Annotated in this window: 12 protein-coding genes; 6 read left to right on the forward strand and 6 right to left on the reverse strand. The window is 56.9% G+C overall.

Going from position 1 to position 11,317, the window contains the following annotated elements:
* Window positions 1–366: cytochrome c maturation protein CcmE (locus Q0510_RS15570; protein WP_298713705.1), on the reverse strand; the 366-nt coding region annotated here is incomplete at its 3' end.
* Between the two features lie 134 nt (window positions 367–500).
* Between Q0510_RS15570 and Q0510_RS15575 the strand changes: the two genes are divergently transcribed.
* From Q0510_RS15575 to Q0510_RS15585, 3 genes are read left to right on the forward strand one after another with little or no spacing between them, the layout of a single operon-like run.
* Window positions 501–1,547: an agmatinase family protein gene (locus Q0510_RS15575; RefSeq protein ID WP_298713709.1), complete on the forward strand. Its 1,047-nt coding sequence runs from the start codon at window positions 501–503 to the stop codon at window positions 1,545–1,547.
* Entirely contained in the window at window positions 1,540–2,127 is a 588-nt protein-coding gene (locus Q0510_RS15580) for a hypothetical protein (protein WP_298713711.1), read from the forward strand. Before Q0510_RS15575 ends, Q0510_RS15580 begins: the two co-directional genes overlap by 8 nt.
* A complete protein-coding gene (locus tag Q0510_RS15585) occupies window positions 2,124–3,419 on the forward strand; it encodes a radical SAM protein (protein WP_298713713.1) in 1,296 nt (431 codons plus the stop codon). The genes Q0510_RS15580 and Q0510_RS15585 overlap by 4 nt, the downstream gene beginning before the upstream one ends.
* 77 nt (window positions 3,420–3,496) lie before the next feature.
* Here the strand turns inward: Q0510_RS15585 and Q0510_RS15590 are convergent, their stop codons facing one another.
* Entirely contained in the window at window positions 3,497–4,762 is a 1,266-nt protein-coding gene (locus Q0510_RS15590; protein ID WP_298713715.1) for an MFS transporter, read from the reverse strand.
* Window positions 4,763–4,905: 143 nt separating this feature from the next.
* On the opposite strand from Q0510_RS15590, the gene Q0510_RS15595 reads away from it, so the two are divergent.
* Genes Q0510_RS15595 through Q0510_RS15605 form a run of 3 tightly spaced genes read left to right on the forward strand, consistent with a single transcriptional unit; the run spans window position 4,906 to window position 8,651 of the window.
* Window positions 4,906–5,799, forward strand: coding sequence for a hypothetical protein (locus tag Q0510_RS15595; protein WP_298713718.1), 894 nt, complete (start codon window positions 4,906–4,908; stop codon window positions 5,797–5,799).
* Between the two features lie 60 nt (window positions 5,800–5,859).
* Window positions 5,860–7,347 carry a DUF5723 family protein gene (locus tag Q0510_RS15600; RefSeq protein ID WP_298713721.1) on the forward strand — a complete coding sequence of 496 codons (1,488 nt, stop codon included), beginning with the start codon at window positions 5,860–5,862 and terminating at the stop codon, window positions 7,345–7,347.
* A gap of 11 nt (window positions 7,348–7,358) precedes the next feature.
* Window positions 7,359–8,651 carry a folylpolyglutamate synthase/dihydrofolate synthase family protein gene (locus Q0510_RS15605; RefSeq protein ID WP_298713724.1) on the forward strand — a complete coding sequence of 431 codons (1,293 nt, stop codon included), beginning with the start codon at window positions 7,359–7,361 and terminating at the stop codon, window positions 8,649–8,651.
* A 52-nt stretch (window positions 8,652–8,703) separates the two neighbouring features.
* On the opposite strand, the gene Q0510_RS15610 is transcribed toward Q0510_RS15605, so the two are convergent.
* From Q0510_RS15610 to Q0510_RS15625, 4 genes are all read right to left on the reverse strand, one after another.
* Complete coding sequence (locus tag Q0510_RS15610) at window positions 8,704–9,258, reverse strand: NUDIX hydrolase (RefSeq protein ID WP_298713726.1); 555 nt, start codon at window positions 9,256–9,258, stop codon at window positions 8,704–8,706.
* Window positions 9,259–9,271: 13 nt separating this feature from the next.
* Complete coding sequence (locus Q0510_RS15615) at window positions 9,272–9,802, reverse strand: YfiT family bacillithiol transferase (RefSeq protein ID WP_298713728.1); 531 nt, start codon at window positions 9,800–9,802, stop codon at window positions 9,272–9,274.
* A gap of 31 nt (window positions 9,803–9,833) precedes the next feature.
* The gene (locus Q0510_RS15620) at window positions 9,834–10,598 is read right to left on the reverse strand and encodes an ABC transporter ATP-binding protein (RefSeq protein WP_298713731.1); all 765 of its coding nucleotides are present in this window, start codon (window positions 10,596–10,598) and stop codon (window positions 9,834–9,836) included.
* A 97-nt stretch (window positions 10,599–10,695) separates the two neighbouring features.
* On the reverse strand, window positions 10,696–11,223 hold the full coding sequence (locus Q0510_RS15625; protein ID WP_298713734.1) for a CAP domain-containing protein: 528 nt from the start codon (window positions 11,221–11,223) through the stop codon (window positions 10,696–10,698).
* Between the last annotated feature and the right edge of the window lie 94 nt (window positions 11,224–11,317).

The raw sequence follows: 11,317 nt of genomic DNA on the forward strand, positions 1-11,317 counted from the left end.
GTCTTTGTATTTGGACGGGCATTTCATAAGGATCTTTGTACACTGGAACTCAGAGCCCACCATCCGGCCGGTGAGTACCAGTTCGGTGGATTTCTCGAAGTCGGTGGGCCGGGTGCCGTAGAATACGACACGGCTGATTTCGCCGCTTTTGTCTTTCATGTGAAAGCTGAAATAGTTGGCGTCTTTGGCGGGATCGTAGATTACGGACTTTGTGCTGTCGAGCGCGCCGATCACGTGAATTTCCTTTCCTTCCTTCTTACGGGCGGTGGCGAAAGTCTCATAGGTGCTGAAATCACCTACCATCATAACCATGCCAGCCACGCAAACCGCAATAACTACGAGCAGAATAATACTTGTCTTCTTCATCCTTACCAGATTAATCGTGGACAAAGGTAGCCAAAAAACCCGTTCAGGGGGCCTGATATTCGTCAGGTTTCCCCCTCCCGGAACCAATTTTTACCTGTACCTTTGCGCGGAAATACGCTAAGTACTGATTTATCATGGCTGATCTCTCGAAATTTGATCCCAACTCCCCCGGCCTGCTGTCCAATAACATATTCGGACTGCCTTTCGGGGAGGACGACGCCCGGCTGGTGCTCCTGCCGGTGCCCTGGGAAGTGACGGTGTCCTACAACAACGGTACAGCCCGCGGGCCGGAACACATTTTCAAAGCCTCCCTGCAGGTGGACCTGTACGATACAGACACCGGCACCGACGGCTGGAAACAGGGCTTTTTCATGCGCGACTGCGACCGGCAGCTGCTGCTCCGCAGCGACTACCTCCGCAAAGAAGCCGAGCTGTACCTGAAATTCCTCGCCGAAGGCGGCGACGTGAACGACAACGACTTCATGCGCCGCTCGGTCGAAGATGTGAACAAAGGGACGGAGAAAATGAACGCCTGGGTGTATGAACAGACCAAAAACCTCCTTGCCAAAGGGAAGCTGGTAGGCCTCATAGGGGGCGACCACTCCACCCCCCTGGGCTTCTTCCGGGCCATCGGCGAGCATAAAGGCGATTTCGGTATTTTGCAGATCGATGCGCATGCCGACCTCCGCGACAGTTACGAAGGCTTCAAATATTCCCACGCTTCCATCATGTACAATGCCCTGCAGGAAGTGCCGCAGCTTAAAAAGCTCGTGCAGGTGGGCCTCCGCGACTTCTGCGAAGGGGAACTGGACCTGATCCGCAACAGCGGCGGCCGTATTTCGGCGTATTTCGACCATGACATGAAGGAGCGCATGTACGAAGGCGAGGCCTGGAAGAGCATTTGCGACGACATCATCCAGCAATTGCCGCAGCAGGTGCATATTTCTTTCGATATCGATGGCCTGGACCCGAAGCTTTGCCCGCATACCGGCACCCCGGTGCCCGGGGGCCTCGAAGCCCAGCAGGTGTACTACCTCTTCCGCCGCGTGATTGAAAGCGGGCGCACCATTATCGGCTTCGACCTGGTGGAAGTTAGCGCCGGGCTCGACGAGTGGGACGCCAACGTAGGCGCGCGCATCCTTTTCAAATTGTGTAACCTGATGGTTAAATCCAATGCATAAATTCCGCATCCTCCATCCCAACGCCATTACCAAACTGCGCATGCAGCCCGTCATGCACGGCATGATCGGCATCCTGTTCCTGTTCAACGTCATCGGCGTCTATAAAATGGAAGATCCCAACTGGCTTATGGCCCTGCTGTTCATCGCACTGGGCACCGCCAGCCTGGCTTTCCCCTTCATGATGCGCAAAATGCGCAAGATGTCGGAAACCAACTCGGTATTGCGGCTACTCCAGGTGTTTACCCTCTTCAGCGGCAGCCTTTTCTTCCTTTCGCACATGCAGCCCATTATCGGCGGCACCCTCCTGCTGGCGGGGCTCGGCGTGGCTTATACGGCCTATGCGGAATACCGCATCATGCAACCGGCGTACGCGGAAATCGGGGAAACGGGCATCACCCTGCCTACCGTGTTCGGTAAGAAGGCTTTCAGATGGAACGAAATGAATAACGTAGTTTTGCGGAATGATCTGCTGACGCTGGATTTCAGGAGCAATAAAGTCCTCCAGCTGGATGTACTCGACGAATACTCCCCGGCGCAGACGGCGGAGATCAATGCATTTTTTCAATCTAAGCTGACATGAACGTTTCTCCTTATATAATGTATTCAGACGGCAAAGGCAACATTTTCGAGGACACCTCGCTGTATGTTGTAGGCCGCAGCGGCTGGGACGCATTTCCCATCCCCGACGATGAATGGATCGAGCTCCCCGAGGGAGGCAACCTATACGAGCTTCCCGGCCGCCGGGGCATCGGTATCGATGTGAAGACCGGCGAAATGCGCCTCTGCGAAAAAGGATGGGCCGTAGCGGCATTCATCCCGCCCGCACATACCGGCTTCTACCTCGCCGCCTACGAAACCCTCCCCGACGCGCCCACCCTCCCGCTGTTCTGCTACACAGCGGCCGGCTGGCATAACGAGAAGTTCTACGTGCCCGCGGTGCGCATCGAGCAGGATATCCGGCAGGAATGCGGCGGGTTCAGCGACAATAAAGTGAAATCCGGCGTGGAAGACATGATCACCGCCTACCCGCACAACCGCCTGGTCCAGCACCTGGCGAACAACTGCGCGCTGACGTATCATTGTCCCGCCGCCCGGAACTACTTCATGGGCCGCTGGGAATGCCCGATCCCCTCTTCCCCCGCCTGCAACGCCAACTGCATCGGCTGCATTTCGTTCCAGCCGGAAGACGAGACCATCGTATCCACGCAGGACCGCCTTACCTTCAAGCCCACGGCCGAAGAGATCGTGGAATTCACGGTTCCGCACCTGGAATCGGCGCCTTACCCGATCGTGAGCTTTGGGCAGGGTTGCGAAGGCGAGCCGCTGCTGATGTGGGAAACCATCCGCGAATCGATCCTCGAGATCCGCAAGCACACCGACAAAGGCAGCATCAACATCAACACAAACGGCAGCAAACCCAATGCAGTGCGCGAGCTCTGCAAGGCAGGCCTCAACAGCATCCGAGTGAGCCTCAACTCCGTTCGCGAACATATTTACACACCGTATTACCGCCCCAACAACTACCAGTTCTCCGATATCCTGGAGAGCATCAAGGTGGTGCGGGAACACGGCGGCTGGGCGTCTATCAACTATTTCGTGTTTCCGGGGATGACAGACACCGTGGAGGAATACGAAGCCCTCCGCACCGTCATCCGTGAAACCGGGCTGAACATGATCCAGTGGCGGAACTTCAACATCGATCCGGATTGGTACCTCGGCAAAATCGGCGTCACCGAAACGGGCGACGTGCTGGGCATCAAACAGCTCATGGAGCTCATCCGCGACGAATTCCCCGAGGTGAAATTCGGGTATTACAACCCGCCCATGGAACGTATCAAAGGCAACTACGAAGCGGATTTCGCACACGTATAGCTTTTCACACCGCATAATAAAAAGCCTTCGCTCCAATGGAGTGAAGGCTTTTTTACGTTGCATCGGGTATGAAATTGTCAGGCCTCTTGCGGCACCAGCGTTTCCGGCGCAGGCTGCGAGGGCGTTTCGGCGGGTTTGGAGAAGGATTTGCGCACCAGCAGCCAGTAAAATCCGATGAAGGTCAGCGCGCTGATGCCGCCTACGGCGTACCACCATTTATTGTACCCGAAATTCTCCACCCCGAACGCGCCCAGCGTAGGCGCGAGGATCGTGGCGGCGGAGAAGGCGACGGTATACAGTGCCGCGTACTGTCCGCGGTTGTGGGCCTGGGCGCGGTGGATCCAGATGTTGTTCATGAACGGCAGCGTCAGCATTTCTGCAATGGAGAACAGGATGATATGGATGAATGCCACGGCCGCCACCGGCGGGAAGAAATTGAAGACGATATAAGCCAGCCCCATGAACACCGCACCGATGCAGATGTAGTACTCGTTGGCCCGGCGGTTCTCCAGCTTGAACACCAGGATCATTTCCACCAGCGCAATAATCACCCCGTTAAAGGAAATCGCCAGGCCGATGAGGTTTTCCGGCATATGCACCACCGTTTTAAGATATACGGGCACGATATTGAACATCTGGAAGAGGCAGACGGCGTTAAAAGTAACCAGCAGGATGAAGAAGAGGTAAAGCTTGTCGCGGTAGGCAGAAGTGGCGTTCCCGGTCTCGGGGGCTTTATGCACGATGCTTTCCGCCGTTTTGCCAGGGCGCAGGAACAACTTCAGCAACAACGCCGCTACCAGGCAGGAAGTGGCGTCGGCAAAGAAGAGGAGTTCATAACTGACATAAGCCAGCATCCCTCCCACTGCAGGCCCCACCGCCCAGCCCAGGTTCGACGCCAGGCGGAGCAGGGAATAGGAGCGCAGGCGTGATCCCGCGTCGCTGTAATGCGCTACGGCCGCGAAGTTCGCCGGACGAAAAGCGTCGCCCACAAGGCCCAGCACGAATACCGCGGCCGCAAACTGTACGAAAGTATGCATTTGCCCCAGCACCACGAACATCAACCCGTGCAGCACCAGGCTCCAGAACTGCACCGGGTGGAAACCGATCGTATCCGACAATTTCCCGCCCACCAGCGCTCCCAGGATCGAGCCCACCCCGTACACCGTCATCACGATCCCCGCCTGCTCCAGCGAAAAATGGAGCTGCGTAGTGAGGTAAAGTGTCAGGAACGGGATCACCATGGCCCCGGCGCGGTTGATCAGCAGCACAGTAGCCAGCAGCCAGACTTTCCGGGGAATGCCCCCGTAAGCGCTCTTATATAAGGAAATTGTCTTGTCGAACATAATGCCCCGCAAATTACACCCCTTCCTTACATTTACCAGCCTGTAAATGACAAACAGCGTTGGTAAATGACAGGCGCGGCAGGGTATTTGCAGCCGGAAAGCGGGTTTCCCCCTCTGAAAAAAAAGTTTAACTTTGGATCAAGATGACAGAGCAGAACAAATCCAAAAATATAAAAGCCGCCGGTATCACTATCGGCGTTCATGCCTTGCTGTTAGTAGCGCTGCTGATGGTAAGCCTTAACGTGCCGCCGCCCCTGCCCGACCAGGACATGGGCATCGAAGTGAACCTCGGCACGTCCGACGACGGTATGGGCGACGAACAGCCGCTCAATCCCAACCCGCCCGCGGCCGCACAGCCTGTCCCCTCCGCCCCGCAACCCGCTCCCGCCGCTCCGGCCGACAACGGCAATTCCCAGGAGCTGGCCACTTCCGACGAGGCCGATGCCCCCGAAGTGGTGAAGCAGCCGGTAAAACCGAAAAACATCAAACCGAAAGAAATAGCCAAAACGCTCGAGCCCAAGCCCGAGAAAGCTCCCAAGCCCAAAGCCGTGGCGCCGCCCACGCCCGCTCCCCCCGCACCGAAGCCCAAGCCTAAAGCCGTTTTCACAGGAGGCACCGGCAACGCCGCCAATAGCGGCAACGGCGCGGATGGCTCCAACAATTCCCAGGGCGAAGGCAATACCGGCCGGCCCGGCGACCGTGGCGTCATCGGCGGCAGCCCCAATGGCGGCGCCTATACCGGCACGCCCGGAGCAGGCCGCGGCGCATCCGACTTCCGGCTGAACGGCCGTAACCTCGTGGGCCGCCCTTCCGTGGAATGGGATGGTAACGAAACGGGATATGTCGCTATCAACATTAAAGTAGACCGTAACGGCAACGTGGTGAGCGCCACGCACAGCCTCAAAGGTTCCAATATCTCCAACGCCGCCGCAATCCGCATCGCGCGGGAAGCCGCCATGCGCATCAAGTACAACGCCAGCCAGGAAGCTCCCGAAGAGCAGTTTGGCACCATCCGGTTCTATTTCAAGCCGCAATAACGACAGCCCGGAAATATCTCCCGGCTTTTCACGTTATTACCTATACCTTACGACTATTCTATGCGAAAAAAACGCCTCAGATATCTCTTCGTGTGCCTGATCGCCGCTATCCCGGCGCAGGCGCAGGTCTTTCCGGGCTATCACACCAGCCAGTTCGCAGGCGTTCATGCCGTACCCTTCAACCCGGCCCTCGCTGCAGGATCCAGGTATAAATGGGATGTGAACATCATCGGGGCGGATGTAAAAGCCGGCAACACGTATTATTCTTTCGTTAAATCATCACTCCTTTCCGGCCAGGAAAAAATGGTCAGGAACGTCGATTATATCCCAGACACCAACGCCACCCGCAAACAATACGGCTGGGGCAGTGCTGATGTGATGTTGCCTTCCGTCCTTTATTCCATCGACGAAAAGCAATCCGTCGCCTTCACCTGGCGCATCCGCGGATCGGCCAACGCCGGCGGGATGGGAACGCCGATCGCCAACTTCTTCGCCCTCAACTATCCGAATCCCCGCTTCACCGACCGCAACTTCGTTTCGAAATACGCCGCGGGCAACGGCAACGCCTGGAACGAATTCGCGCTCAGCTACGCCCGCGTCATCAAAGACAAAGGCGACCACCGCTGGAAGGCAGGGATCTCGTTGAAATACCTCGGCGGACAAGCCTCCGCCTATACCGTGGTCCGCGATGCATCGTTCACCTTCAACACCACCCAGCTCGCCGATATCAACAGCGGCCGCGTACATTACGGCTATAACGAGGAGCTGGACGAATATACCAGCCAGGATTCCTGGTCATCGGTGTACAGCCCATTCCAGAACCCCGGCATCGGGCTGGACGTGGGTGTGGTTTACGAATGGCGGCCGGATAACGACGGCTTCGGCAGCATGCACGAAGGCGGGCCCGACTGGAACCCAGATGCCGACACCTGGAAGGCGCGCTTCGGCGTGTCGATCGTAGATATCGGGGGCATGTCGTACCGGAAATCAGTCCCTTCGGCTAACCTCGACGTTACGGCGGACAATGTGCTCGTCCGTTCCCTGAACAAGCAGCGCAACGAAAGCATGCGCCGCTACGCCACCCGGATCGCAACGATGTTTACGCCGCTGGAGAATGACGACACATATTATATGAATCTCCCTACATCGCTCAATATGTTCGGCGACATCAACCTCAACGGCCGTTTTTTCCTGAGTGCGAGCGCTACTGTGGCGCTGAACGGCGGGGAGAAAGACGATAACAAAACCAACGCCCTCACGCAGTTCCTCATTACGCCCCGTTTCGAGCTGAAGAACCTGGGGCTGTACCTGCCGATTTCCGTGAACCGCTTCGGGCAGGCCGACGCAGGCTTTGCGCTGCGCGCGGGCCCCCTTGTGATCGGGTCCGCTTCCCTCTTCTCCAACCTCTCCCGCCAGATGCTCAATCATGCGGATGTATTCGTAGCTTTGCGCGTAGTTCCCATCCGTTTAGGCAAATGGTCGTGGGACAAGGGCAGCGACGGTACGTACCGCAAACGCCGGCACAACATCGGCTGCCCGACTATATAGCGAGGTAACCAATGAACTATCAGCAAACGATCGAATACTTATTCAGCCGTCTCCCCATGTTCAGCAAAGTGGGTGATTCCGCGCTGAAAAACGACCTGCTTAACATCCGCCTGCTCTGCGGCATACTCGGGCACCCGGAAGACAAGTTCCCGTCCGTCCATATTGCAGGCACCAACGGCAAAGGCTCCACCAGCCACATGCTGAGCGCCATCTTCCAGTCGGCCGGCTACAAAACGGGCCTGTACACTTCCCCGCACCTCCACGATTTCCGCGAGCGCATCCGCATCAACGGCGAAATGATCCCCGAAGCAAGGGTGGTATCGTTCACCGCCGACATGAAACAGCACGTGGAAACCATCGAGCCCTCGTTCTTCGAACTGACCGTGGCCATGGCATTCCAATGGTTCGCGGAAGAAGGGATCGATATCGCGATTATCGAAACGGGACTGGGCGGACGGCTCGACAGCACCAATATCATCTCCCCCCTGCTGTCTATCATCACCAACATCAGCCTCGACCACACGCATATTTTAGGCAACACGCCGGAGCTGATCGCGCGGGAAAAAGCCGGTATCATCAAACCCGATACCCCCGTGGTGATCAGCGAAACGCAGGCCGGGCCGGAAGGTATTTTCCGGGAAGTGGCGGACCTGCACAACGCACCGATATTATTCGCCGACCAGCAATACACTGTCACCGGCAGCGATGCCGGACCGGAGATACTCACTGTTACCGTGGCATCCAACGCCGGTGAGCCCGAAGCCACTTTCCGCCTCGATCTGCCGGGGCATTACCAGGAAAGGAACTTATTGGGCGTTTTGGCCGGGGTGAACATCCTCCGCCAGGAAGGCTATAACCTGACGCAGGAAGTAGTGGAGAAAGGATTGGCGAATGTGAAAAGGCTGACCGGCCTCGGCGGCCGATGGGAAGTAGTGGCGCGGCATCCGTACACCGTGCTGGATGTGGGCCATAACGAAGCCGGCATCCGTGCCATCCTGGAACAGCTTGCACTGGTAACGTACGAAAAACTCCATATCGTGACGGGTTTCGTGAAGGATAAAGATGTGCCCGCCGCGCTGCGGCTCCTGCCGTCCAGCGCTACGTATTACTTCACCCGCGCCCAGATCCCCCGCGCGCTGGATGAAACCGAACTGCTCGAAATGGCCACCAGGGAAGGGCTCCACGGTAACGCATACCCCACCGTCCCCGCCGCTTTCGAAGCCGCGCAGGCCGTTGCCGGTAAAGACGATATGATCCTCGTTTGCGGCAGCTGCTTCATCGTGGGCGATGTGCCGCAGCTATAATGAAATTTGCATCATCAAGAAGGGAGCACCGTATGGAGCTCCCTTTTTGTTTTTATTTACCCGCCTGCAATTCCTTCCACTTCATCAGTCCGTAAAAAAGGCAAGAGGCATGCAGCGCCTGCAGGAATTCGTTATTCTTCAAACGCTTTTCCAACTCTTCCACCGTCACAGTTTCCACGTCGATCTCTTCGTTGAAATCAAGCGCCTGCTCCTGCACCTTCTTCCCGCCCGTAGCCAGGTACATATGCGTGAGGTTGGTATTGATGGAAGGGTTCGGGGAAACTACGCCAAGAAAATGCATTTCATCGAAAGCATATCCCGTTTCTTCCAGCAGTTCCCGCCGCATGGCCACTTCCGGAGATGCGTCTTCTTCATCGATCACGCCGCCGGGGATTTCCAGCAGCACTTTCCCGATAGCATGGCGGTATTGCCGCACCAGCAGCACTTTCCCGTCTTCCGTCATCGCCATGGCGTTCACCCAGTCCGGGTATTCCAGCACGTAATAAGACGGTACCAATACGCCGGACGGCGTTTCACATGTGTCTTTCCTTACCGTGAGCCAGGGCTCGCGGAACAGGTACTCCGATTGCAATAGTTTCCAGTTCAAAATCAATATGGTTTTATGTCCACCCTTCCCTTTCCTTCAATTTTTCGATATGCGCCAGGTGATGCAGCCCGTGCCAGCTGTAATTGGCCAGGTGTTTTGCCAGCGTATTGGAAGCATTGTTGCCGGGATGGAAAAAGGTCCGGTCCCAATGGCGCGCTTCCATATGCTCAAGCACGGCTGCCCAGCGGGCATGAAGGGCGTGGAGCAGGGTGATGGATATGTTGATGGGTGTATATTGTACGTCGGGCAGTTCGGCCCAGGCGGCTTCGTCGTAGGGCTTGATGGTGGGATTGTCTTCCGTGAGGGCCAGCTTCAGCCGGGTGAAGCCGTTCATGTGCGAATCCGCCAGGTGGTGGACCACCTGCACCACCGTCCACCCTCCGGGGCGGTAAGGCGTCTGCAGCTGGTGCTCGTCGAGCCCCTGCACCGCCAGCTCAATGAGCGACGGCAGGTGCCGGATGTCGTTGATGTAGCGTTTGCGATGATCCGCAGTGATGATGGCCGGCGGTTGAAAATGGCCGATGGGATAGCGTAAATCTTCCATAATAGCGCGCGATATGCTTGTTGACGAATAATCAGTCTTCCCGCAAATCCTTCCCGGTCAGGTGGATGAACACGTCTTCCAGGCTGGCCTTCTTCACTTCTTTCTTTCTTTCGAAACCGCCCGCTACCAATTGGTCGATCAGCGCGTCGGGGGAATCGATGGCGATGATGCGGCCGCTGTCTACAATCGCGCAGCGATCGCACAGGAACTCCGCTTCGTCCATATAATGCGTGGTGATCACCACCGTGGTGCCGTTGGCTCTCACCTGCTGGATGAGCGTCCAGAGGTTGCGCCGCGCCTGCGGGTCGAGGCCGGTGGTGGGCTCGTCCAGGAAAATGATGCGGGGGCGGTTGATGAGGGTGGTGGCGATGGAGAAACGCTGCTTCTGGCCGCCGGAAAGCGCTTTGTATTTGGCTTTCGCCTTGTCTTCCAGGTTGAATTCCCGCAGCAGTGCCATGGGGTCTACCGGTTGGTTGTACAAGCCGCCGAACATTTCGATCAGTTCCACCAGGTTGAGGTTCGGGTAATAGCCCGAGGTCTGCAGCTGCACGCCGATGATCTGCTTGATGGCTTCCGGGTCCTTATCCAGGTCGATGCCGGCCACCATCACGCTGCCGGATGTTTTCTGGCGGAGGGTTTCAATGATCTCCAGCGTGGTGGACTTACCCGCGCCGTTGGGGCCCAGCAGCCCGAAGACTTCATGCTCATACACATCGAAACTGATCCCTTTTACGGCAGTGAAATCCCCGTAGGTTTTCACCAGGTCCCTCACTTCGATAATCCTGCGTTTTTCCATGGCGCCAAATTACGGCAAAAATTCGTCCGGCAGGGGTAAAAAAGTACAGCGGCTCCCCTGCCCTGGGAAACCGCTGCCGAATAAGAGTTAGTAAGCTTTATTTTTTCGCCTGTGGGGCGGGTTTGTTGACGAATATCTGGGTGAAGAAAACGATGTTCCCTTTGCCTTTAGCCGTGCCGATGCCGATGAGGTTGAAATCGCCCAGCATGTTCTTGCGGTGGCCGGGGCTTTTGATCCACCCGTCTACCACGGCTTCCGCGCTGAGGTTGCCGTAAGCTACGTTTTCGGCCGCGGCGCGGACGGTGCCGATGGATTTGGAGATATCATCTATCCGGGATTCGAAACCTTCGTGCCCGAAACCGGTTTTCCCGCTGGCCATGGCCTTACTGTGCCCGCGCGCCTCTTTGCTGAGGACGCTGTTGAGCGCCAGGGGCTTCAGCCCTTTGGTACGGCGGAATTTGTTCACGAAGAAGAGGATATCCTCCTCCATGCTGGCTTCGCTGCGTACAGGGCGTTCAGTAGCCGAGGCGCTGCCCGACACGGATTTGCTGCATGCCGAGGCCTGGGAAGCGGTCATAACGGCGGCGGCGATAAAAAGGATCTTGCAATAACGTTGGTTAAACATGTTTTTAAAACGGATTTTAAGCTGTTGTATTGCCTTATCCAATTTCGCGCCAAACTACTGTAAGGCTTCCTCTACTTTCGTTACCATGCCGGCC

It is taken from the genome of uncultured Chitinophaga sp. (assembly GCF_937874145.1).
Lineage (GTDB): Bacteria > Bacteroidota > Bacteroidia > Chitinophagales > Chitinophagaceae > Chitinophaga.